Annotated in this window: 23 protein-coding genes and 1 pseudogene; 23 read left to right on the plus strand and 1 reads right to left on the minus strand. The window is 41.1% G+C overall.

Features of this window, described 5'->3' with window-relative positions:
* Positions 1-59: 59 nt before the first annotated feature.
* Positions 60-308: a 30S ribosomal protein S20 gene (gene rpsT / locus MKY84_RS07905; RefSeq protein ID WP_342525370.1), complete on the minus strand. Its 249-nt coding sequence runs from the start codon at positions 306-308 to the stop codon at positions 60-62.
* Positions 309-467: 159 nt separating this feature from the next.
* Here rpsT and gpr point away from each other — a divergent pair, with 159 nt between their 5' ends.
* The 23 genes and pseudogenes from gpr to recO all read left to right on the plus strand — a co-directional run bounded on the left by gpr (position 468) and on the right by recO (position 24,219).
* Positions 468-1,400: a GPR endopeptidase gene (gene gpr / locus MKY84_RS07910; RefSeq protein WP_342525372.1), complete on the plus strand. Its 933-nt coding sequence runs from the start codon at positions 468-470 to the stop codon at positions 1,398-1,400.
* Positions 1,401-1,567: 167 nt separating this feature from the next.
* A pseudogene (spoIIP, locus tag MKY84_RS07915) lies at positions 1,568-2,200 on the plus strand (stage II sporulation protein P).
* 78 nt (positions 2,201-2,278) lie between these two features.
* A complete protein-coding gene (gene lepA / locus MKY84_RS07920) occupies positions 2,279-4,111 on the plus strand; it encodes a translation elongation factor 4 (RefSeq protein ID WP_342525373.1) in 1,833 nt (610 codons plus the stop codon).
* 60 nt (positions 4,112-4,171) lie between these two features.
* On the plus strand, positions 4,172-5,308 hold the full coding sequence (hemW, locus tag MKY84_RS07925) for a radical SAM family heme chaperone HemW (RefSeq protein WP_342525375.1): 1,137 nt from the start codon (positions 4,172-4,174) through the stop codon (positions 5,306-5,308).
* An 87-nt stretch (positions 5,309-5,395) separates the two neighbouring features.
* Positions 5,396-6,427 carry a heat-inducible transcriptional repressor HrcA gene (gene hrcA / locus MKY84_RS07930; RefSeq protein ID WP_342525377.1) on the plus strand — a complete coding sequence of 344 codons (1,032 nt, stop codon included), beginning with the start codon at positions 5,396-5,398 and terminating at the stop codon, positions 6,425-6,427.
* 12 nt (positions 6,428-6,439) lie between these two features.
* The gene (grpE, locus tag MKY84_RS07935; RefSeq protein WP_342525379.1) at positions 6,440-7,006 is read left to right on the plus strand and encodes a nucleotide exchange factor GrpE; all 567 of its coding nucleotides are present in this window, start codon (positions 6,440-6,442) and stop codon (positions 7,004-7,006) included.
* A 42-nt stretch (positions 7,007-7,048) separates the two neighbouring features.
* Positions 7,049-8,869, plus strand: a complete 1,821-nt coding sequence (dnaK, locus tag MKY84_RS07940) for a molecular chaperone DnaK (protein ID WP_342525381.1) — start codon at positions 7,049-7,051, stop codon at positions 8,867-8,869.
* Between the two features lie 94 nt (positions 8,870-8,963).
* Positions 8,964-10,085: a molecular chaperone DnaJ gene (dnaJ, locus tag MKY84_RS07945; protein ID WP_342525383.1), complete on the plus strand. Its 1,122-nt coding sequence runs from the start codon at positions 8,964-8,966 to the stop codon at positions 10,083-10,085.
* 15 nt (positions 10,086-10,100) lie between these two features.
* Positions 10,101-11,039, plus strand: a complete 939-nt coding sequence (gene prmA / locus MKY84_RS07950) for a 50S ribosomal protein L11 methyltransferase (protein WP_342525385.1) — start codon at positions 10,101-10,103, stop codon at positions 11,037-11,039.
* 12 nt (positions 11,040-11,051) lie between these two features.
* Positions 11,052-11,786, plus strand: a complete 735-nt coding sequence (locus tag MKY84_RS07955; RefSeq protein ID WP_342525387.1) for a 16S rRNA (uracil(1498)-N(3))-methyltransferase — start codon at positions 11,052-11,054, stop codon at positions 11,784-11,786.
* Between the two features lie 14 nt (positions 11,787-11,800).
* Positions 11,801-13,141: a tRNA (N(6)-L-threonylcarbamoyladenosine(37)-C(2))-methylthiotransferase MtaB gene (mtaB, locus tag MKY84_RS07960; protein ID WP_342525388.1), complete on the plus strand. Its 1,341-nt coding sequence runs from the start codon at positions 11,801-11,803 to the stop codon at positions 13,139-13,141.
* A 118-nt stretch (positions 13,142-13,259) separates the two neighbouring features.
* A complete protein-coding gene (deoC, locus tag MKY84_RS07965; RefSeq protein WP_342525389.1) occupies positions 13,260-13,931 on the plus strand; it encodes a deoxyribose-phosphate aldolase in 672 nt (223 codons plus the stop codon).
* A 108-nt stretch (positions 13,932-14,039) separates the two neighbouring features.
* A complete protein-coding gene (rpsU, locus tag MKY84_RS07970) occupies positions 14,040-14,213 on the plus strand; it encodes a 30S ribosomal protein S21 (protein WP_004227078.1) in 174 nt (57 codons plus the stop codon).
* Between the two features lie 296 nt (positions 14,214-14,509).
* Positions 14,510-15,802 (plus strand): nodulation protein NfeD, encoded by a 1,293-nt coding sequence (locus MKY84_RS07975; protein ID WP_342528866.1) that lies wholly within the window; start codon positions 14,510-14,512, stop codon positions 15,800-15,802.
* The gene (gene floA, locus MKY84_RS07980; RefSeq protein ID WP_342525390.1) at positions 15,802-16,806 is read left to right on the plus strand and encodes a flotillin-like protein FloA; all 1,005 of its coding nucleotides are present in this window, start codon (positions 15,802-15,804) and stop codon (positions 16,804-16,806) included. Before MKY84_RS07975 ends, floA begins: the two co-directional genes overlap by 1 nt.
* Positions 16,807-16,831: 25 nt before the next feature.
* Positions 16,832-17,353, plus strand: coding sequence for a hypothetical protein (locus MKY84_RS07985; RefSeq protein ID WP_342525391.1), 522 nt, complete (start codon positions 16,832-16,834; stop codon positions 17,351-17,353).
* Positions 17,354-17,600: 247 nt separating this feature from the next.
* Entirely contained in the window at positions 17,601-18,536 is a 936-nt protein-coding gene (locus MKY84_RS07990) for a sporulation protein YqfD (RefSeq protein ID WP_342525392.1), read from the plus strand.
* Positions 18,529-19,482, plus strand: a complete 954-nt coding sequence (locus MKY84_RS07995) for a PhoH family protein (protein WP_342525393.1) — start codon at positions 18,529-18,531, stop codon at positions 19,480-19,482. Before MKY84_RS07990 ends, MKY84_RS07995 begins: the two co-directional genes overlap by 8 nt.
* A gap of 56 nt (positions 19,483-19,538) precedes the next feature.
* The gene (locus MKY84_RS08000) at positions 19,539-21,650 is read left to right on the plus strand and encodes an HDIG domain-containing metalloprotein (RefSeq protein WP_342525394.1); all 2,112 of its coding nucleotides are present in this window, start codon (positions 19,539-19,541) and stop codon (positions 21,648-21,650) included.
* On the plus strand, positions 21,647-22,132 hold the full coding sequence (ybeY, locus tag MKY84_RS08005) for an rRNA maturation RNase YbeY (protein ID WP_342525395.1): 486 nt from the start codon (positions 21,647-21,649) through the stop codon (positions 22,130-22,132). Before MKY84_RS08000 ends, ybeY begins: the two co-directional genes overlap by 4 nt.
* Positions 22,125-22,481 carry a diacylglycerol kinase family protein gene (locus MKY84_RS08010; protein WP_342528867.1) on the plus strand — a complete coding sequence of 119 codons (357 nt, stop codon included), beginning with the start codon at positions 22,125-22,127 and terminating at the stop codon, positions 22,479-22,481. The genes ybeY and MKY84_RS08010 overlap by 8 nt, the downstream gene beginning before the upstream one ends.
* 29 nt (positions 22,482-22,510) lie before the next feature.
* Entirely contained in the window at positions 22,511-23,425 is a 915-nt protein-coding gene (gene era, locus MKY84_RS08015; RefSeq protein ID WP_342525396.1) for a GTPase Era, read from the plus strand.
* A 5-nt stretch (positions 23,426-23,430) separates the two neighbouring features.
* Positions 23,431-24,219 (plus strand): DNA repair protein RecO, encoded by a 789-nt coding sequence (recO, locus tag MKY84_RS08020; protein ID WP_342525397.1) that lies wholly within the window; start codon positions 23,431-23,433, stop codon positions 24,217-24,219.
* Positions 24,220-24,244 lie beyond the last annotated feature (25 nt).

Here is a 24,244-nt window from a genome sequence, read left to right on the forward strand (position 1 = left end):
AGAGCTGTCCCATAAAGGGACAGCTCGTTTTCTGTAGGTGAACAATTGAATTACAAAACTTACGCTTTTTTCATCAATTGAGATTTTTTGCGCGCAGCCGCGTTTTTGTGGATCAAGCCTTTTGAAGCAGCTTTTTCTACAGATTTGATAGCAGCTTTGATAGAATCACTTTTGTTTTCATCATTATTAGTCACAGCAGTTTCCGCACGCTTAACAGCAGTACGCATAGCTGATTTAGTTTGTGAGTTTTGAGCATTTGCAGAAGCATTTGTCTTCACACGTTTAATAGCTGATTTAATGTTTGGCATTCCTTTCACCTCCTAGTAAGGATGAGATGATACTTGTTAATTGATTTCAGTTCAATTACAACAAGAATTATTTTAACAAACCTTGTTTGATATTGCAATATTTAAATGCAAAGAATATTTACTTGACAGCAGACCAAACTACTTCGAGGTGAAAATAAAATGAGACCAAGTGATTTGGAATTAGAAATCGTTGAAGCGACAACTGCCAGTCATCCTATTATGCAGGAAAAACACGGAGAAATCCAGGTTTCCACGTTCGCAAAGAAAAATAAAGATCAGATGGACCAGTTCGTATCTATTGAACATGCAGATTTGGTTGTAGAAGACTTAACCGCTTTTGAAGAACTAGCAGGTCACATTACATCTGAACTAAAGAAGCTGCTTACAATTTCAAAAGGGAAAATTTGCATTGTAGGGCTAGGGAATCACTGGATGACGGCCGATGCTCTAGGTCCACGCATCATTCAAAAGCTCCAACAACAGTACACGTTTCTTCAACAAGAGCGTGTCATTCTTTTGCAACCCGGAGTCAGCCTACAATCAGGGATGGAAACCACTCACTATGTAAAAGCCATTGTCGAATCAATGAAGCCTAGTGTGGTTTTAGCGTTTGATTCATTACGTGCAGCTACTCAATCGAGACTTTGTCGATTTGTTCAAATGACTAACGCCGGCATCCAACCGGGATCGGGGATTTTGAGTAAACGGCAAGAACTACATTTTCGAACGTTAGGTGTACCAGTCATTGCGATAGGAGTCCCCACGGTTGTCTCGACATTGGATGTGACGCATCAGCAACTCGACTATGCCTTGCAGCATTTTTTAAATCGTTTAGAGGCAAAAGGAACAAAAAACCCACTAGCCAGTGTCGCGTACTGGCAGGCTGAAGACAAAGACCTTTCTTCTCTAGCTCATGTATTTGGGGAGTGGGCACGTATGTCCACAGAAGAAAGAAAGCAATTTATTTTTGAAAATGCAGGCCATACAGATCGTATTGTGACGCCTACCAATATTCATGAATGGATTGAGCGGTGGTCGGATTTATTCGTGTCCGTTCTACTAGACGTTCTAGCACAACCGGCTCCCTCATAAAGTAACAGTAAAGGAGGGGTCCTATTCGAATTGCACAAGTTGTTTTCCTATCTATAGTCTGCTTATTTCTACTACCTATCGTACAGCATGCATATGGAAGCCATGCTCCTCCTCTGAACGTAACACATGCAGATGAGTCTCTTGACCCCGCTTGGAAAGAAGAGACTATCACCATTCGTCAATCTGAATCAAGTGTGCTTTTTTATTTCACGCACTCTCAAGAAGCGTACCCTGGTGTCGGGCAAGCAAATAAGAAGCTTCAGCCCGTCTATCATCCAACCGTAAATATAACAAATTTTACGGACGCGATTGTAACGTCTTTTGCAAAACATCAAGTGGTTGCGCATTCTCTAGAAGTAGATACGATGCAACTCCTAACAAAACAACAAAAAGGGTTTGATCAAGCGTATGCAACGGTGCGACCTCATGTGAAAGACGCCCTGTAGAAGGAGTCTGTTCACTATGTCATCGACTTCCATCGGGATTCGGCAAAGCGCGCTGTTACTACATTGGAGACTGCAAATGGTGATTACGCAAAGCTGATGTTTATTGTAGGTGGCGAGCATGAAGGATTTGAAAAAAACAAAGCATTGGCAGAGGCTTTATCGAAACAACTTGAAAGGCAAGTACCGGGTATTTCTCGTGGCGTTCTAGTTAAAAAAGGAAGAGGTGTAGACGGTATTTATAATCAAGACCTTCACCCGGCTTCACTTCTAATTGAACTAGGTGGTATTGAAAATCAACCACATGAAGTGGAAGCTGCAATCGAGCAAATTGCGCTTGCTATCGACAACCTGTAAGAAACTCGTATGATTTGCGTATCACTTCGCGCCTGATTCTGCTATAATTTGTTGTAGCTTAATTAGGAGTGGACAAATATGAATAACGAAGAACGATTAAATAGACAGAGCAGGATTCGGAACTTTTCCATCATCGCCCATATTGATCACGGAAAATCGACGCTTGCTGACCGTATTTTAGAAAAAACACAGACTGTTAGCAGTCGAGAGATGAAGAGCCAGCTTTTAGATTCGATGGATCTTGAACGCGAGCGAGGCATCACAATCAAATTAAACGCTGTGCAATTGCTATACAAAGCAAAAGACGGCGAGACGTATACGTTTCACTTAATTGACACGCCAGGGCATGTCGATTTCACGTATGAAGTATCACGTAGTCTAGCAGCATGTGAAGGCGCTATTTTAGTAGTCGATGCAGCACAAGGAATCGAAGCGCAAACACTTGCCAACGTCTATTTGGCCTTAGACAATGACTTAGAAATTTTGCCAGTTATCAATAAAATTGATTTACCAGCTGCTGACCCTGAGCGCGTACGTGCCGAAGTTGAAGAAGTAATAGGTCTTGATGCTTCTGAAGCAGTACTTGCTTCTGCAAAAGCTGGGATTGGTATTGAAGAAATTTTAGAACAAATCGTTGAAAAAGTGCCAGCTCCTACTGGAGATCCAGAAGCACCATTAAAAGCATTGATTTTTGACTCTTTATTTGATCCTTATCGTGGCGTAATTTGTTACGTGCGTATTGTACAAGGTAAAGTAAGCCCAGGAGATCGCTTGAAAATGATGGCTTCGGGCAAAGAATTTGATGTTGTTGAAACAGGTGTATTCACACCTAAAGCTACTCAACGTGCCGAGCTATCAGTTGGGGATGTTGGATTTATAACTGCATCTATGAAAGACGTTGGAGATTCTGCAGTGGGGGATACAATCACACTGGCGAACAATCCTGCATCAGAAGCACTGCCTGGCTATCGTAAAATGAACCCAATGGTTTTCTGTGGTTTATACCCGATTGATAATTCAAGATACAACGACTTACGTGATGCGCTTGAAAAATTACAGTTAAACGATGCAGCTCTTGAATTTGAACCAGAAAGCTCACAAGCCCTAGGATTTGGGTATCGCTGTGGTTTCTTAGGCTTACTGCACATGGAAATTATTCAAGAACGTATTGAACGTGAATTTAAAATTGATTTAATCACAACGGCACCGAGTGTAATTTACAATGTCAACATGACAAATGGTGACGTGATTCGTGTAGATAACCCATCTATGATGCCTGATCCGCAAAAAATCAACAAAATGGAAGAGCCTTACGTGAAAGCATCTATCATGGTTCCAGAAGATTATGTAGGTGCTGTTATGGAATTATGTCAACGCAAACGCGGAAACTTCTTAACGATGGATTATTTATCTTCCGCTCGTGTAAACATTCTTTATGAGATTCCTTTATCTGAAATAGTTTACGATTTCTTTGACTCCTTGAAATCTAGTACAAAAGGGTATGCATCTTTTGACTATGAATTGATTGGCTATAGAGAATCAAAACTTCAAAAAATGGATATCTTACTAAATGGTGAAAAAGTCGATGCATTGAGTTTCATCGTTCACAGTGATTTTGCATACGAACGTGGGAAACTGATTGTAGAGAAATTAAAAAGTTTGATTCCTCGTCAACAGTTTGAGGTTCCCGTTCAAGCAGCAGTCGGACAAAAAATTGTCGCTCGTTCTACCATCAAATCGATGGGGAAAAATGTTCTTGCTAAATGTTACGGTGGGGATATTTCTCGAAAACGTAAATTACTAGATAAGCAAAAAGAAGGTAAGAAACGTATGAAACAGGTCGGTTCCGTAGAAGTTCCTCAAGAGGCATTTATGGCTGTATTGAAAATGGACGAAGATCAGAAAAAATAAAAATCAGGAGGAGGCGCTCGTAGCTATCCTCCTTTTTGATTGATAGAAAGTTGGCGAATTATGATTCAAGGTATTTATATTCACATCCCATTCTGCCACCAGATTTGTAGCTATTGCGACTTCAATAAATTTTATTTTCATAACCAACCGGTTGATGAGTATCTTCAGAGACTCGATAAAGAAATGGAGCTGTGGTCCCGTAAAACGGATTTATCTGAAGTGCACACGGTATTTTTAGGGGGAGGCACACCAACCTCATTAAGCCTGCGTCAATTGAGTCGCTTATTCGATTCAATTGCAACCCATTTTCCTATGCACCAGATCAAAGAATTTACTTCTGAGGCCAATCCCGATGAATTAACGTATGACAAAATGGAGTTAATGGCAGCACGTGGTGTTAATCGCTTTAGTATTGGTGTCCAAACATTCGATGCAAAACTATTAAAAGTGTTAGGCCGCACCCATTCTACTCATCATGTAGAGCGAGTCATCCAACATGCCAATGATTTAAATTTCCCATCTATCAGTATGGATCTCATGTACGGGTTACCAGGGCAGACAATGAAGCAGTGGGAACATTCTTTAAATGAAGCATTCGCTATGCCGATCACACATATTTCAGCCTACTCGTTATTAGTTGAACCTAAAACCATCTTTTATAATTTGATGGCAAAAGGAAAACTAAAATTACCGACGCAAGACTTAGAAGCCGACATGTATGATGTGTTATTAACGCAAACTGCTAAAGCAGGCTTTGAACAATACGAGATTAGTAATTTTGCTAAAAACAACTTGTTTTCAGAACATAACTCCATCTATTGGAGAAACGAAGAGTATCTTGGGCTTGGAGCTGGAGCGCACGGCTATGTTGATGGAGTGCGTTATTCCAATCACGGGCCGCTCAAAAAGTATATGACGGCGCTTGAGACAGGTACACTGCCTATTATTCATCAAACGGAAGTGACAAAAAAAGAAGCAATGGAAGAGCAAATGTTTTTAGGACTGCGCATGAACCAAGGCGTTAATCTAAAAAAATTCCAACAACGATTTAGTGAAGATTTAGAGGTTCTTTATCAGCAAAAAATCACACCACATGTGGAAAAAGGCTTTTTAGAACTAACGCCTGATGCAATTCGTTTAACGAGAAAAGGGCGTTTTATCGGCAATGAAGTGTTCCAAGATTTTTTACTCGATTAAATTCGTTGACAGGATTTTCAACGTTTGATAACTTTATAGGTGAGTATTAGCACTCTCACAAGACGAGTGCTAACAGGGGTGATCAACATGTTAACGGATAGACAATTATTAATCTTGCAAGTTACTGTCGATGACTTTATCCAAACTGCTCAACCTGTAGGGTCTAGGCAGCTCTCTAAAAAAGAGGAGATGCCCTATAGTCCAGCAACGATCCGAAATGAAATGGCTGATTTAGAAGACATGGGCTTTTTAGAAAAAACCCATACTTCTTCAGGTCGTGTGCCCTCTCAAAAAGGCTATCGGTACTATGTAGACAACATGCTGTCTCCTAACCAACTCTCTTCAAGTGAAATTGCAAAATTGCAGTCCGTCTTTGCAGAACGGCGCGTTGAATCGGAACAACTGATTCGACAGTCCGCTGAAATTCTAGCAGAACTGACCAATTACACGACAATTTTACTTGGAGATGATGTGCAGCGTCATCGTGTGCGCAAATTCTCGATGGTACCACTTTCCTCCGAGAATGCTGTGGCTATCATTGTCACTGACAACGGCCACGTGCAAAACAAGTTGGTCAATATTCCTGTTGAAGTACGAATGGAAGAATTGGAACGCATGGTGGAAGAAATCAATTCACATGTCGTCGGATCCTATTTGTTCGAACTACCTACTATCTTGCAGCGTGTCATGCAAAGCTTGATTCACCAATCCCACTCTCGTTTAGTGGAAGTGTTTGAATCTTTGACTGCTCAGGTTGGAAGTGGTTCAGAACAAAAGGTCATCTATGGCGGGAAGATGCAGCTATTTAACCAGCCTGAATTCAGTGACTGGCAAAAAGCGCGTAATTTACTTGAATTTATGCACCAGCTTGAAGAACATCCTCGGCTGATTGTGCCTCACTCAAGTGGGTTATCAATTCGCATTGGTTCTGAGAACGAGATGGATTCAATGGAAGCTTGCAGTATAATCACTGCAACGTATTCTTTTGGAGAACAACAAAAAGGCCAGATCGCTATTATTGGACCGACACGAATGGATTATCGTCGGGTCATCTCGTTACTTGATTATGTAACCGGTGATATGTCTGCTGAGCTGGCAAAGATTTTCAATTCCAAATAGAAGGGCTTTGTGATGATGACTGAAGAAAACAAACAAACTGTAGAACAACATGATGAAGATTCAAAAGTAGTATACACTGAAGCCACTGCTGTTGAGGTGGACCAACAACAAGAAACTGCTCCGGAACAATTATCAGAGCTTGAACTAGTGCAAGCTAAATTAGATGAGCAGGAGAACAGCTATTTGCGCCTCCGTGCTGATTTTGATAATTACCGCCGTCGCGTTCAAAAAGATACAGAAGCTGCTTCAAAATTCCGCGCACAATCTCTGGTGACAGATTTATTACCTGTCTTAGACAACTTTGAGCGCGCCATTGATACGAATCCTCAAACTGAAGAAGCGCAAACCTTGTTAAAAGGTGTAGAGATGGTTTACCGCAGTTTGAAAACAGCTTTAGATTCAGAAGGCGTTCGCGAAATAGCGCCTGATGGAGATACATTTGATCCTAACTTCCATCAAGCTGTCATACAAGAAGCTTCTGAAGAACATGCTTCTGGCACGGTGATTCAAACCCTTCAAAAAGGGTATCAATTGAAAGATCGTGTGATTCGACCAGCGATGGTGAAAGTCAGCGAATAACGTTACCTTATATCTCAAATCGTTTAGGAGGAAAAATTTATTATGTCTAAAATTATCGGTATCGACTTAGGAACAACAAACTCATGTGTGGCAGTACTTGAAGGGGGAGAACCAAAAGTAATCCCAAATCCAGAAGGAAACCGCACAACACCATCTGTAGTCGCTTTTAAAAATGGCGAGCGTCAAGTTGGGGAAGTAGCGAAGCGTCAATCAATCACAAACCCACATACAATTGCTTCTGTAAAACGTTTAATGGGTACTTCTGAAACTGTTTCAGCAGAAGATAAAGAGTACACGCCACAAGAAGTATCGGCAATGATCTTACAATACTTAAAATCTTATGCAGAAGAATATTTAGGTGAAAAAGTAGAGAGAGCTGTTATCACAGTACCTGCTTATTTCAACGATGCAGAACGTCAAGCTACTAAAGATGCTGGTAAAATCGCAGGTCTTGAAGTAGAGCGTATCATCAACGAACCAACAGCTGCAGCTTTAGCTTACGGTCTTGATAAAATGGACAAGGATGAGAAAATTTTAGTGTATGACCTTGGTGGTGGTACATTTGACGTATCGATCCTTGAATTAGGTGACGGCGTATTTGAAGTATTAGCAACGGCTGGAGACAACCGTCTAGGCGGAGATGATTTCGATCAATTAATCATTGATTTCTTAGTGGCTGAATTCAAAAAAGACAACGGTGTAGACTTATCTAAAGACAAAATGGCTATGCAACGTCTAAAAGATGCAGCTGAAAAAGCGAAAAAAGATTTATCTGGCGTAACGTCAACTCAAATCTCATTACCATTCATTACAGCTGGAGAAGCTGGACCACTTCACCTTGAAGTGACACTATCTCGCGCGAAGTTCGAAGATATGAGTGCTGGTCTTGTTGAACGTACAATGGAACCAACTCGTCAAGCAATGCGTGACGCAGGTTTAGCGGCAAACCAAATCGATAAAGTCATTTTAGTCGGTGGATCTACTCGTATCCCAGCTGTACAAGAAGCAATCAAAAAAGAAACAGGTCAAGAACCACACCGCGGTGTAAACCCTGATGAAGTTGTTGCTATGGGTGCAGCAGTGCAAGGTGGCGTTTTAACTGGAGATGTAAAAGACGTTGTTTTATTAGACGTAACTCCACTTTCACTTGGTATTGAAACAATGGGTGGCGTATTCACAAAATTAATTGAGCGCAATACAACAATCCCAACCTCAAAATCACAAACTTTCTCAACAGCGGCTGACAATCAACCAGCTGTAGACATTCATGTTCTTCAAGGAGAACGCCCAATGTCAGCAGATAATAAAACACTTGGTCGTTTCCAACTTTCGGACATTCCACCAGCACCACGTGGTATTCCACAAATCGAAGTAACATTCGATATCGATAAAAACGGAATCGTAAGTGTTAAAGCGAAAGACCTTGGTACACAAAAAGAACAAACAATCACGATCCAATCGAATACTTCTCTATCAGATGAAGAAATCGAGCGTATGGTAAAAGAAGCAGAAGCTAACGCTGAAGCAGATGCAAAACGTAAAGAAGAAGCGGATTTGAAAAATGAAGCGGATCAATTAGTCTTTATGACAGAAAAAACGTTAAAAGATTTAGAAGACAAAGTTTCTGAAGAAGAAAAACAAGAAGCTGAAACTGCTAAAGAAGAATTGAAAGCTGCTCTTGAAGCGAACGATTCAGATGAAATCAAAGCTAAGCGTGACGCTCTTCAAGAAATCGTTCAAAAGTTAACGATGAAATTATATGAGCAAGCAGCTGCTGAGCAACAAGCGGCAGAAGGCACTCCAGAAGATGACGGCGTTGTCGATGCAGATTTCGAAGAAGTAGACGATAAAAAAGACAAGTAAGATTTGTCATGGAAAAGTCAAAGGCACCATGTCTTTGGCTTTTTCTATGTCAGTCAAACATGATACAATAGTAGAGTTGTGAGGAGAGTGAATCATGGAGAAACGAGATTATTACGAGGTGCTAGGCGTTTCGAAAACCGCCTCGCAAGATGAAATTAAAAAAGCGTATCGCAAACTATCAAAACAATTCCATCCAGATATCAATAAAGAAGCTGGAGCAGACGGTAAATTCAAAGAGATTTCTGAGGCTTATGAAACGCTCAGCGACCAAGAAAAACGCGCAAACTATGATCAATTTGGTCATGCAGGTCCTCAAGGATTTGGTGGCGGATTCTCAGGTGGCGACGGTTTTGGCTTTGAAGACATCTTCAGTTCGTTCTTTGGCGGAGGCGGTGGGAATCGCAGACGTGATCCAAACGCTCCACGTAAAGGGAATGACTTGCAGTATTCAATGACGATCGAATTCGAAGAAGCTGTATTCGGTAAAGAAAAAGAAATCGAAATTTCTAAAGATGAGATATGTGATACATGTGATGGCAGTGGTGCCAAAGCGGGTTCTACACCAATCAAATGTACAACTTGTCAAGGTCATGGACAAGTGAACATCACGCAAGATACACCATTCGGACGCGTTCAAACGAAGCGCACATGTCCTGTCTGTGAAGGTACTGGTAAAGAAATTAAAGAAAAGTGCCCAACTTGTTCAGGTAAAGGCAGAGTGACTAAACGTAAAAAAATCAAAGTTACGATTCCAGCTGGTGTAGATGATGGTCAACAATTACGTGTTTCTGGTCAAGGTGAGCCGGGAGTCAACGGCGGTCCAGCAGGAGATTTATATGTAGTGTTCCGCGTGAAGTCAGATGCTCGTTTTGAGCGAGATGGGGACGATATCTACTATTCATTACCTTTAACATTTGCACAAGCAGCACTTGGTGATGAAGTGGAAATACCGACTGTCCAAGGAAAAGTGAAGTTGAAGATTCCTTCCGGAACACAATCAGCTACTAAGTTCCGTTTAAAAGGTAAAGGTGTAAAAAATGTGCACGGTTATGGTGTTGGTGATCAACACGTCATCGTAAAAGTAATGACACCAAAAAAACTTACCGAGAAACAAAAACAATTACTGCGTGAATTTGCAGAAATAAGTGGTGATATTCCTGAAGAACAAGGAAGTTCCCTTTTTGACAAGATTCGAAATAAAATCAAAGGTGAATAAAGGAGTGAGTCGCAAGTGAAATGGATGGAATTGTCGGTCATCACAACCAATGAGGCAGTAGAACCGATCAGCAATATTTTACACGAAGCTGGGGCAAGTGGCGTCGTCATCGAAGATTCTCAGGAACTGGACAAAGAACGTGAGGACCAGTTTGGAGAGATGTACGAATTGAACCCACTGGACTTTCCAACGACAGGCGTTCGTGTGAAAGCCTATCTATCAGCGACAAGTTTTATTTATGAAACAGTTGAAGAAATTAAGCTTGCGATTGCAAACCTCCGCACTTTTGATATTTCTATTGGAGAGGGTACTGTCACTTTGCATGAAGTCGATGAAGAAGACTGGGCTACAGCATGGAAACAGTATTATCATCCAGTAAAAATTTCAAACCGTTTTACAATTGTCCCTACGTGGGAAGAGTATACACCGGTTCAATCAGATGAATTGATCATTGAGTTAGATCCTGGGATGGCATTTGGTACGGGTACTCACCCGACAACAGTGTTGTGTTTGCAGGCACTTGAAAAGCATGTGCAACCAGGAGACTCCGTGATTGACGTGGGAACTGGCTCTGGCGTATTGGCTATCGGCGCAGCATTATTAGGTGCTCAACATGTCCATGCACTGGATTTAGATGAAGTCGCGGTTAGAGCAGCTACTGAAAACGTCGAATTGAATAATGTGCAACACACAGTCCGAACTGTGCATGGCAATTTACTAGACTCTGTCGAATCTCAAGCAGATGTGGTAGTGGCGAATATTCTTGCAGATATTATTTTGTCATTCACTGCAGATGCTTACCAAATGGTAAAACCAGGTGGTGTGTATATTACGTCGGGAATTATAGGAGCTCGTAAAGATGATGTGAAGCAGGGTCTTCAAGCAGCCGGTTTTACAATCGAAGAAGTGATGATGATGGAAGACTGGGTTGCGATTAGTGCTCGTAAACAGTAGGAGGTAGCCACAATGCAACGATATTTTGTAGAGGTTGTGAATTTTCCTCATGCCACTATCACGGGTGAAGATGCTCGTCATATCCAACGAGTCATGCGTATGAAGGAGAAGCAACAGCTGATTGTAGTCTCCCAGCAACAAGCGTATAGTGCCGAAATCACTCAATTAGATGAACAATCTGTTGAAGTGTTGATAGGGGAAAAACTCGAGAGGTCCGTTGAGCTTCCCGTTCATGTCACGATTGCATGTGGCCTTCCAAAAGGGGACAAATTAGACCTAGTCATTCAAAAAGCGACAGAGCTTGGAATGGCTGGGTTTATTCCTTTTGAAGCAGAGCGTTCAATTGTGAAATGGGAGCCTAAAAAATGGGCAAAAAAGCAAGAACGGTTTGAAAAAATAGCAAAAGAAGCAGCAGAACAAAGTCACCGCACCGTGATTCCCACCATCGCAGATATACATACATTAAAGAACTTAGTTGAAAAAGCTAAAGGCTTCGACACAATTCTGATCTGTGATGAAGAAGAAGCGAAGAAAAGCGACCGGATTCGCTTTGCAGACCATATTAAAAACGTGTATCATAATAAAACAATACTAGTAGTTTTTGGTCCTGAAGGTGGTTTGACACGTTCGGAAGTAGAGCACTTAGTTGAGATAGGGGGCAAGGCTGTCACGCTCGGTCCTCGTATTTTACGAGCAGAAACAGCGCCGCTCTATGCTCTTGCTGCAATTTCCTATGAATTTGAATGAAAGAGGTGGCTAGTATGGCTTCAGTAGCTTTCCATACCCTTGGTTGTAAAGTAAACCACTATGAAACCGAAGCGATTTGGCAACTGTTTAAAGAGCAAAATTATGAGCGTACTGAATTTGAAAAGAAATCAGATGTCTACGTGATTAATACATGCACAGTGACAAATACCGGAGATAAAAAAAGTCGCCAAGTCATCCGTCGCGCTATTCGTCAAAATCCTGATGCGGTTATTTGTGTCACGGGTTGCTATGCGCAGACATCACCAGGTGAAATAATGGCAATTCCAGGCGTTGACATAGTAGTAGGTACTCAAGATAGACGCAAAATGCTCGACTACATTGAACAATACAAAGTAGAGCGTCAGCCGATAAATGCAGTAGGCAATATTATGAAAAATAGAGTGTATGAAGAGTTGGATGTGCCGAACTTTACAGATCGCACACGAGCGTCTTTAAAAATTCAAGAAGGCTGCAACAACTTCTGCACATTTTGTATTATCCCGTGGGCTCGAGGCTTGATGCGTTCACGAGACCCTCAAGAAGTTGTTCATCAAGCGCAGCAATTGGTGGCTGCTGGCTATAAGGAAATTGTATTGACGGGTATTCATACAGGAGGCTATGGGGAAGATTTGAAAGACTACAATCTCGCTCAACTTCTTCGTGATTTGGAAACTCAAGTGCCAGGACTTAAACGTCTGCGCATCAGTTCAATTGAAGCCAGCCAGCTGACAGATGAAGTGATTGAAGTTCTAAAACAATCCTCAATCGTCGTCCGTCATCTTCATATACCTATCCAGTCAGGATCAGATACAGTGCTCAAACGTATGCGTCGTAAATACACGATGGCTTTCTTTGCGGATCGTCTTGTGCAACTTCGTAAAGCGTTACCAGATCTTGCAATTACGTCGGATGTAATTGTAGGGTTTCCTGGGGAAACTGAGCAAGAGTTCATGGAAACTTATGAGTTTATCCGAACACATCGTTTCTCAGAGCTTCACGTATTCCCTTATTCGAAACGAACTGGGACACCAGCAGCTCGTATGGATGACCAGGTCGATGAGGAAATTAAGAACGACCGTGTACATCGTCTCATCACATTGAACGATCAGCTAGCAAAAGAGTATGCTTCAAGCTATGAAAACGAAGTGCTTGAAATCATTCCCGAGGAACGCTATCAAGTTGATGGACCAGGTGATTTTGTCGTAGGTTATACTGATAACTATTTAAAAGTTATCATTCCAGGTACAGAAGAATTAATCGGTCAATTGGTAAAAGTGAAAGTCACTAAAGCTGGATATCCCTATAATGATGGACAGTTTGTCCGTGTCTTGGAAGACAATTTCGTTACAGTTTAATAACGATTTAATGCGCCTCTTCTCAAAGGAAGGGGCGTTTTCTCAGTTGCTTGCATTTCCCAGTTAAATTGCTTATGATGAAGAGGTACGTACATCTCATTTGAAGGAGTGTTAGTAGATGAAAAAATCCACTGCATCTTATATTGATCATACATTACTAAAACCTGAAGCAACGCAATCACAAGTAGAAGTACTTTGCCAAGAAGCAGCAAAATATGAATTTGCTTCAGTTTGTGTAAATCCTACATGGGTAGCATTCGCGGCAGAACAACTAAAAGATAGCCCTGTAAAAGTTTGTACAGTTATTGGGTTCCCACTTGGAGCTTCTACATCAGATACAAAATCATTCGAAACAAAAGATGCCATTGCAAAAGGCGCTACTGAAATCGATATGGTACTAAATGTCGGCGCTTTAAAATCCGGTTTGAATGAGGAAGTACAAAAAGACATCGAAGCAGTTGTTGAAGCTGCTAAAGGAAAAGCAATCGTGAAAGTAATTTTGGAAACATGCTTGCTGACTAAAGATGAAATCGTACTTGCTTCTCAACTGTCGAAAAATGCTGGAGCTGACTTTGTGAAGACATCTACAGGATTCTCAACAGGTGGCGCTACTGCAGAAGACGTGGCACTTATGAAAAAAACAGTGGGTGACGATCTTGAAGTAAAAGCTTCTGGTGGAGTTCGCAGCATTGAAGATTTTAATGCAATGGTAGAAGCGGGAGCAACGCGTATTGGCGCAAGTTCTGGCGTGTTAATTATGGAAGGCCAAAAGAGCGATTCTGACTACTAATATTTCATTGCAGTAGTTGACGTTTCTTTGCGGATACGCTATAATTTTTAGGTAACATAACTTTACTGTTATGTGCTTTGATGTGTGTTCGGAGGGAGGGAAAGAGAGATGTCAAAAACTGTCGTTCGCAAAAACGAATCGCTTGAGGATGCTCTTCGACGCTTCAAACGTACTGTTTCTAAAAGCGGTACAATTCAAGAGGTACGAAAGCGCGAGTTTTATGAAAAACCAAGCGTAAAACGTAAAAAGAAATCAGAAGCTGCGCGTAAACGTAAGTGGTAATCTTCCCGATGCATCCCTGCGTTACTAACACTTGATGATTAAATCGAACACAAACCCGTAAGTTCCAATTGGAACTTGCGGGTTTTTTATAGTCTTATAGATTCTTTCTATATCAAATAACAAAAGAAATTATAAAGATAAGTCACAAAATAGACGTAGTTTATATAATTTCTTGGTTATACAATCAAAAAACATGCAGACAACTGAAACTTTTCGTTATGATGAACGTAGAACAAGGAGACAGATAATGAAAGTGGGGTGAAAAGGTGAAAAAGCTGCGAATTGTTTGGGTAGTGATGCTCTTGGCAGGGTTATTGATGCCACTATTTTCGGTAACAGCTCAAAATGAAACCGTTTACCGTATTCCCCTTGATGACGTTGTCGAAAAAGCTCTCTATACATTTTTAGCGCAGTCCATTGATGAGGCACAGGAGAACAATGCTGATGCGATTATCATAGAAATGAATACGCCTGGTGGATTGGTAGATGAGGCAGAAAACATTGCCAAACTCCTTGCCGATACCGAGGATATTGAAATTATTATGTATATCAATAATCGAGCATTATCTGCGGGTGCTTATCTAGCTCTCTATGCTGATCAAATCTACATGTCTCCAAACGCCACGATGGGTGCGGCAGCCGTTATTGATCAAACAGGGAACGCTGCAGATGAAAAGGCACGTAGTGCTTGGGCGGCTTCGATGCGCAATGCAGCTGAATACTCAGGACGTGATCCAGACTACGCGTTAGCGATGGTCGATGAATCGCTCGAGTTGCCAGACGTTGACGTCGAGGCTGGAGAGTTATTGACTCTTGCGGCATCAGAAGCGTTAGAAGTTGGGTATGCAGAGGGCATTGTAGAGTCGTTAGACGAAGTATTAGCAGCAATTGGGCTCGAAAATGCTGAAGTGATCTCAGTAGAAGAATCATTTTTGGTGAAACTTGCTCGTTTCGTTACCAATCCCATTATTGTGCCAATCCTGCTCTCTATCGGTAGTTTAGGCTTAGTGCTTGAATTGTATTCACCAGGATTTGGCTTGCCTGGTTTGGCAGGAATCAGTGCATTGGTGTTGTTCTTCTATGGACACATGATTGCGGGATTAGCAGGCTATGAAGCCCTCATGCTGTTTGCTTTAGGAGTCATCTTGCTTGTTGCAGAGATTTTTCTCCCCTTCGGCATTAGTGGTGTTCTTGGGGGACTTGCGATTATTGGAAGCTTGTATTTAGCTGGCGCTGATTTTACGCAAATTAGTATTTCAATCTTAATTGCATTAGCAGTTGCGATTATAGGAATGGTGATCATCATGAAGTTTTTTGGGAAAAAATTAAAATTGTTCAATAAAATTATTTTGAACGACTCAACCTCTACGGAGAAGGGCTATGTGTCCTCTATTGAGCGAAGAGAATTGATTGGTCAACTTGCAGACACCTTAACACCACTTCGTCCATCTGGTACTATTGTAATTGGTGATGAGCGATTGGATGCGGTTTCTGAAGGAAATTTTGTTGACCGTAATAAAAAAGTCATCATCAGAAAAGTAGAAGGCTCACGAATTGTTGTTCGTGAATATAAAGAGGAGGAAATTTAATGCTAGAAGGTTTAGGTGTCATTGGCTTAGTAGCCGTCATCGTTATTGTATTTATATTCTTAGCGGTGTTCTTCACATTCGTACCAGTTACGCTTTGGATCTCTGCTTTAGCAGCAGGCGTTCGAATCAGCATTTTCACACTAATCGGGATGCGTTTACGTCGCGTAATTCCAAACCGTATTGTGAATCCTTTAATCAAGGCTCACAAAGCTGGTTTAGATGTTGGAATCAATCAATTAGAAAGTCACTATCTTGCCGGTGGTAATGTTGACCGTGTTGTCAACGCATTGATTGCTGCTCATCGTGCTAACATTGATTTATCATTTGAACGTGCTGCAGCTATCGATCTTGCAGGTCGTGACGTATTAGAAGCTGTTCAAATGTCGGTTAATCCTAAAGTTATTGAAACACCATTTATTGCGGGTGTTGCAATGGACGGGATTGAAGTAAAAGCAAAAGCGCGTATCACGGTTCGTGCTAACATCGACCGCCTTGTTGGGGGTGCTGGTGAAGAAACAATCGTAGCTCGTGTAGGTGAGGGGATTGTAAGTACAATCGGTTCTTCTGCAAACCATAAAAAAGTTCTAGAAAACCCAGATATGATCTCACAAACTGTTTTATCAAAAGGACTTGACTCGGGTACTGCCTTTGAAATTCTATCCATTGATATTGCGGACGTTGATATCGGTAAAAACATTGGTGCAGAACTTCAAACGGAACAAGCAGAAGCAGATAAGAAAATTGCGCAAGCTAAAGCCGAAGAACGTCGTGCAATGGCTGTAGCAACAGAGCAAGAAATGAAGGCTCGTGTTGAAGAAATGCGTGCTAAAGTTGTGGAAGCTGAATCACAAGTACCACTTGCGATGGCTGATGCGCTTAAAGACGGTAACATCGGTGTAATGGATTACATGAACTATAAAAATATTCAAGCGGATACATCTATGCGTGATTCCATCAGTAAAGTTGGAAAGAAAGACACAAATGATGGTCCAGTGGACTCGTAATTACGAGTAGAAGGGAGGAACGGGCATGGAAGGATTATTGCTGATCGTGTTGTCGCTAATTATCAGTTCATTTTTTGGCAACAAGAAAAAGGCAAGTCAAGAAACTCCACCTCCAGTTACACAGAAAAAACCGACACAAACTGTTCAGCAGACGCAAGCTCAGAGAACGGAACAAAAACCCACTTCGCGGCCACGTTCACTCAAAGAGTTAGAAGATTGGACTCGTCAAATGCTCGAACAAAATGATGAAAAGATACCACCAAAAGCAAAAGAAGTGATCAAACGAGCTGATACCGAAGTTCGTTCTCGTGTTCCTAACTCACGCCCAGCGACGACACGTCAAGAGCGTGCTCCGAAACTTGATCCTGTCATTGCAGCAGGTGAAATTTCAGAGCGCCGACCAGGTCGCTTATCTACGCACAACAAACAAGTAGAAAAGCCTGTTAAAGAAATTCCAGTGGCAAGGTTGATTAATTCACGAGAACAATTGGCTCATGCAATTGTGTTATCAGAAGTTTTGGCACCACCTATCTCAAAACGCAAGTAGTCTAAACACCTTTTCTCTCACATATTGTTGTGAGAGAGAGGTGTTTTTTTGTTTGATTTATCTTATATAGAAACAAATTTGAGCACGTATCTTGTTATTAAATCACCGGTTCGGCTTCAGAGTGTTACTCCCCATACAAGTATGCTAGTTACCAACCAGTTTCATATTGATTTAGAAGCCTCCAGTATAATCATACGGCATTATAGTGAAGACTTACTTGAACTTACTTTTAAAGGACTGACAAAATTTGCGGTTCAAAAATTACAGGATTAAAGCTCGAATAGAAGGAACTGAACAACAACTTCAAAAATTTTTAACTTTGCTCTATGAACTACAAAAAGTGCCTCTCTATAATCTCCAGAGACTTGATGGGTATTTGTATTTTGAAATGAATCAAACGGACATTTCAACGATTAAATCGATTCGTTTTCAAGCTGGGGTGCGCCTTTCCCTTACTCATACAAGCTTTCACCTTTTTCGAAATCCTCTTCTAATAGTGGCGCTGCTTATTTTTTTAGCACTGCCACTTGCTAGTCATTATTTTTATTTTTCTGTTTCGATTACGGGAGACGAGGCACATCAACAGGCAGTTGAAGACTATTTATTAAAAGAAAAGCTAACTTTTCCCTTACTTAAAAAAGAATTGCCACCAATTGAAAGAATCCGAAACGAACTTATGAAAAAACACGCCTCCATGGCATGGGTGATGATCGATAAAGAATCTGCCGAATTAACAATTTCCATCGTGCCAGCTCCTGATCCAATAGATCCTCAAGATTGGCCTGAAGCCACAAAATTTGTAGCAGCTTATGACGGGCAAATTGAACGTGTGCAACTGTTAGCTGGCGAGAGCTTAGTGGAGCGAAAATCTATTGTATCTAAAGGAGATATTTTGGCCATTGGAAGCAAAGGGGAAAAAGCGAAAGGGATTATAGTAGGGACGTATTGGCGAGAGATTGAATTTGAACTCCTAACCAAAGAGAAAAAATTTGATTTTGAGTCTAGCCACCTTTCAGAACTCATTCGGCAATTTGTAACTGAAAGTAAGGGGGAGACGACTATTCAAGGAGTAAAAGTTTTACAGGTGCAAAATGAAAATGGTAAAGTAAGAGGGAAGGTACTAGTCAAAATTCAAGGCATCATTACGAAACCTGAGTACCTTAAGGAGACATTGAATGACTGAGGAAAAACTCGAAATCAAAGTGAACGACCCAAATGAAGCCGTTCAGCTTCATGGAAATGGGGACAAAAACTTTGCGCTTATTGAAGACAACTTTTCAGTCCAACTCATCTCAAGAGGAGATACTTTCCTCATTACTGGGCAAGAAGAAGACGTGAAAAAAGCGCAAGGTGTCATTAACGTGTTACTTGAATTGATTCGTAAAGGAATACTAATTAACGAGCGTGATGTAGTTGCTGCTCTAGAGATGGAGAAAGCAGGTACAATCGATTATTTTGTTCGCCTTTATGAAGAAGAAATTGCGCGTACAGTAAAAGGCAAAGTAATTCGTGCCAAGTCAATTGGTCAACGAGCTTACGTAAAAGGTATCAAGAACTTTGACCTTACATTTGGGATTGGGCCAGCGGGTACGGGGAAAACGTATTTAGCGGTTGTCATGGCTTCTCAAGCGTTAAAGAATGGTTTAGTAAAACGTATCATCCTGACTCGTCCTGCTGTTGAGGCTGGCGAGAGCCTTGGTTTTCTTCCGGGTGATCTTAAAGAAAAAGTAGATCCTTATCTGCGTCCTTTATATGATGCATTACATGACGTCATTGGAGCTGAGCAAACGGAACGGTTACTTGAACGAGGTGTTATTGAAATTGCGCCACTTGCCTATATGCGTGGACGTACACTAGATGATGCATTTGTTATTTTAGATGAAGCGCAAAACACGACACCTGCACAGATGAAAATGTTTTTAACACGTCTTGGATTCGGTTCTAAGATGGTCATCACAGGCGATAAGACGCAAATTGATTTACCGAAAAATACGAAATCGGGATTAATGATTGCAGAAACAATGCTGAAATCAGTAAAAGGAATCCAATTTCATTATTTAGAACAAGGGGACGTCGTTCGTCATCCACTAGTTGCTAAAATTATACAAGCATATGAAGAAGGGCAGTAGTCGGTTTCGACTACTGCTTTTTACATGGTATACTAGTGGAAGATGGAGGGATGTTTGTGACTCGATTGGTAAACTTTTTAAAAACTATGCATGATAAAAAAGGCATCTATGCAGGAATCTCTCTTTTAGGAGGAATTCTGCTCTTTTTCATGCTTACCTTTGTGACAAATGAAAATACATATACCATTGAACGCTTCCAGCTCTCACCTGAAACCATTCGTTCAACTAAAACGGTAGAAGATCCATTGAAAACGGAGCAGGACCGCATTGCAGCGAGTGAAGCGGTAGATCCCGTCTATGTATTCCAAGAAGAGGCTAGTGATAATCAAGCTGCCTGGGTTTCTTCTGTATTTGAGACGATTGTTGTAGTGAAAGACGAAGCGCTTTCTGAAGAAGGGCAGATCGAACCTACTCAACGTATTCGTCAAGAGTTGGAAACTTTATCACCTGAACTCACAGCGCAATTGACGGATGATGAACTCACTATACTTTTAAATCAACCTGCCTCCACTATTCGTACGGCAGATGAAGTGGTTACTGCTGAAATAGCCGACGTTTTAAATGAACCTATTCGCAGTTCCCAACTAAGCAATGTCCGTGATCAAACCACTGATAGAGTAAACGAGCGATTGCCGTTCCCAACAAATTTTGAACAAATTGTAGAAAAGATAATTGCTGTGGCTATTATTGAGACAGAGCTTCTTGATCAAGAGTTAACAGATCAACGTATTGGTCAGGCTATTGCGGCAATCGAACCCACTCGTATCTTACAAGGGCAACTACTAGTTCAAGAAGGGCAATATGTGGATAGAGAGATTTATCGGCAGCTTGAACTTACAGGCATGCTAGAGGATTCCATCCAATACAAGGCCTATGTTGGGCTTGCGGTATTAATTCTATTGACTGTGAGCATGCTTTATAGTGCTATTCATTTAACAGAGGGCAGCCGTAAAACTAGAATGACCTGGCTGACAGTTTCCTTACTCGTTTTAGTTGTTTCATCCTTATTGATGCTATTAACATCTTTAATAGATGACAACTTTACGATTTCATTGGCTTTCTTGTATCCTACAGCATTTGTTGCGATGACCGTCTACTTATTGACTACTGAACGAATGGCCTATATCACCTTGATTGCCAATGCATTTTTAACAGGTTATATCTTCCGTGAGGATTTTACCTCATTCCTGCAAACCGATGTGGCTCTCTATTCATTAGTGGGAGGGTTGTCTGGGATATTTGCCTTTAAATTCTTCTCTGGTAGAGCTCCTATCATGAAAACTAGTGGAATTGTCGCTTTGGTCAATGTTCTGTTCATGGTAGCATACCTGTTGCTATCTACAAGCTCCTTAACCATGAACTACGCTTTACTTTCAATTGGTCTGGCCTTACTATCAGGACTAATTTCCGGAGCTTTCACATTCGGGACCTTACCATTCTTTGAGTCTGCATTTGGAATTTTGTCCACCATGAAATTGTTTGAACTTGCCAATCCAGGGCACCCTTTGCTAAAGAAATTGCTGATGGAGACGCCAGGAACTTATCACCACAGTGTAATGGTTGCCAATCTGTCGGAAGCTGCTTGTGAATCAATCGGCGCGAACGGGCTTTTTGCTCGCGTTGCTTGTTATTATCACGATATAGGAAAGACAAGGCGTCCTGGATTTTTCATTGAAAATCAAACAAATGGGTATAACCCACATGATCACTTACCACCTGAGACAAGTGCATCCATCATACGTGATCACACAACAGATGGAGCTGCGATCTTACTTCAAAACCGTATTCCACGAGCTATCGTGGATATTGCACTTCAACATCATGGAACTACGTGTATCAAGTATTTTTACCACAAAGCAAAAAAAGAAGAAGGCAACTGTGAAGAAGCAGATTTCCGCTACAATGGCCCAAAACCTCAATCAAAAGAAGCTGCTATCATTTCTGTTGCGGATAGTGTAGAAGCCGCTGTGCGATCGATGAAACAGCCAGACAGCACTAAAATCAAAGAGTTAGTATCTGCCATTATCAAAGACCGATTGAATGATGGACAGTTTGACGAGTGTGATATTTCTATGAAAGATCTTCAAATCGTAAAAGAGAGTATTTGTACAACCTTAAAAGGTTTTTACCATGAACGTATTCAATATCCTGAGGAGGACAAAAAATGATCATCGATTTCTTAAATGAAGCAGGTAGTGCCAATGAAGAATCCCTCCAACTAGTAGAAGATGTCCTGCAATTTGTCGCCAAAAAAGAAGATGTCGCAGAACTAGCAGAACTCTCTGTTTCATTTGTGACGAATGATGAGATTCAAGAAATAAACAAGACGTACCGCAATAAAGATACGGTAACCGATGTTATTTCGTTCGCTATGCAAGAACAAGGAGAAGGGGAAGTTGCAGTGATTGGAGAGCAGCCCTTATTACTCGGAGATATCATTATTTCAGTTGATCGTGCAGTGGAACAGGCAGCAGATTACGGGCACTCGATTGAGCGTGAACTTGCCTTTTTGGCTGCACACGGGTTATTGCACATTTTAGGCTATGATCACATGACTTCAGATGAAGAAAAAGTGATGTTCGCAAAACAAGAACAGTATCTGACGGAGTTTGGGTTACCTCGCTCTTTAGGTTCTAGTGAAAATGCGTGAGGTGCAGTCTTTTAAAAATGCATTAGTTGGCGTGATGACGGCAACGAAAAATGAACGGCACATGAAGTTTCATCTACTTGCCGCTATTTGTACAATCTTAGCAGCCTTTTTACTAAAGTTTACTGCAATTGAATGGATAGTCCTGCTGCTAACGATTAGCGGGATGCTTACTCTTGAAATGATCAATACAGCAATAGAGCGATTCGTGGATCTTGTAGAACCGAATTGGAACGAAAAAGCGGGACAAGTGAAAGACATCGCAGCAGGTGCGTGTTTTATTTATGCGTGCGGCTCAGCAGTCATTGGGTGTATACTATACATTCCTAAAATTATTGAACTAGTTTTGTGAAAGCAAAACGAACGGAGGAAATTATTCTTATGGAACAACCCACTAACAAATTTAAATCAGGTTTTATTTCAATCATTGGTCGACCAAACGTAGGGAAATCCACTTTCTTGAATCGAGTTATCGGTCAAAAAATTGCGATTATGAGTGACAAACCACAAACAACACGTAATAAAGTTCAAGGTGTTTTGACACAAGACTCAAGTCAAATGATTTTCATCGATACACCAGGTATGCACAAACCAAAGCACAAATTGGGTGACTTCATGATGAAAGTAGCCAAGAACACGATGAAAGAAGTCGACGTCATTTTATTCATGGTTAATGCATCTGAGCCAATTGGCGCTGGAGACAAAATGATCATCGAATTCCTTGAAGGAAATCAAACTCCTGTATTTTTAGTAATTAATAAAATTGACGAAGTGCATCCTGATGAACTTTTTGGAATCATCGATTCGTATAAAGACCAGTATGATTTTGCAGAAATTGTACCTATCTCTGCTTTACAAGGCAACAACATTGAACGTTTATTGACGACAATTGAATCTTACCTGCCTCAAGGTCCGCAATATTACCCAGCAGACCAAGTGACAGATCACCCTGAACGTTTCATTATCTCAGAATTAATTCGAGAAAAGGTTCTGCATGTAACGCGGGAAGAAATTCCTCATTCTATTGCAGTTGTGATTGAACAAATTCGTAAAGAAGAAGGCAAAGAACTGATAAATGTCTCGGCAACTATTGTTGTGGAGCGAGACTCTCAAAAAGGTATCGTAATCGGGAAGCGGGGAGCATTGCTTAAGGATATCGGCACGAAGGCTCGACAAGATATTGAGATGCTTTTAGGGTCTAAGGTCTTTTTAGAGCTATGGGTAAAAGTTCAGAAAGACTGGCGCAATAAATCCACTCAGTTACGTGACTACGGCTTCCGGGATGATGAGTATTAATCACGATGTTAGCTAAAGTAGAGGGCTATGTATTACGCGCTATACCTTACGGGGAAAACAACAAGATTGTTACGATATTGACAGAAGAGCTAGGGAAGAGAACCGCTATGGCTAGAGGTGCTAAAAAACCTGCAAGTCGGTTCTCTGCTGTCACCCAGCAATTTACGCACGGGCATTTCCTTATTCAACAAGGTAGAGGGATGGGCACATTGCAACAAGCGGAAATCGTTCAATCGATGCGCCACATTCGAGAAGACTTTTTAAAAACAGCTTATGCAAGTGTCATAACAGAATTAGTGGATAAATTGACTGAACAAGACACTCCTTCAAGTGGTATATATCAACTCCTGCATCAAGCGCTGCAGGCCATTGAAGAAGACCAAGACCCAGAAGCTGTCTTACTATTTGTAGAATGGAAGATGCTACTGGTAGCCGGCATTCGCCCACATCTTGACGGTTGTTCAAATTGTGGCTCAAAGGAAGGCGAATTCGCATTTTCTTTTCAACAGATTGGCTTTCTTTGTCATCGGTGCTTCTCGATTGATCCGTATATTATTCGCTTGTCGCCAGTTCAAGTTCGTTTGATTCGAACTTTCATGTTTACACCTCTGGAAGAAGTCAAGTCGATTCAACTAAAAAAGGAAACGAAACAATTTATGCGTAAAGTAGTGACGACTATCTATGAAGAGCAAGTAGGGATCCAACTGAAGTCACGAAAGTTTCTTACACAAATCGAAAGAAACCCATTATTGTTTTCTCCTGAAACGACAAAAAAGGATGATCCTGAAATCTAGGATCATCCTTTTTGTATGGAGTTCT

This window comes from Chryseomicrobium sp. FSL W7-1435 (assembly GCF_038595005.1).
In the GTDB taxonomy this organism is placed as follows: Bacteria; Bacillota; Bacilli; order Bacillales_A; family Planococcaceae; genus Chryseomicrobium.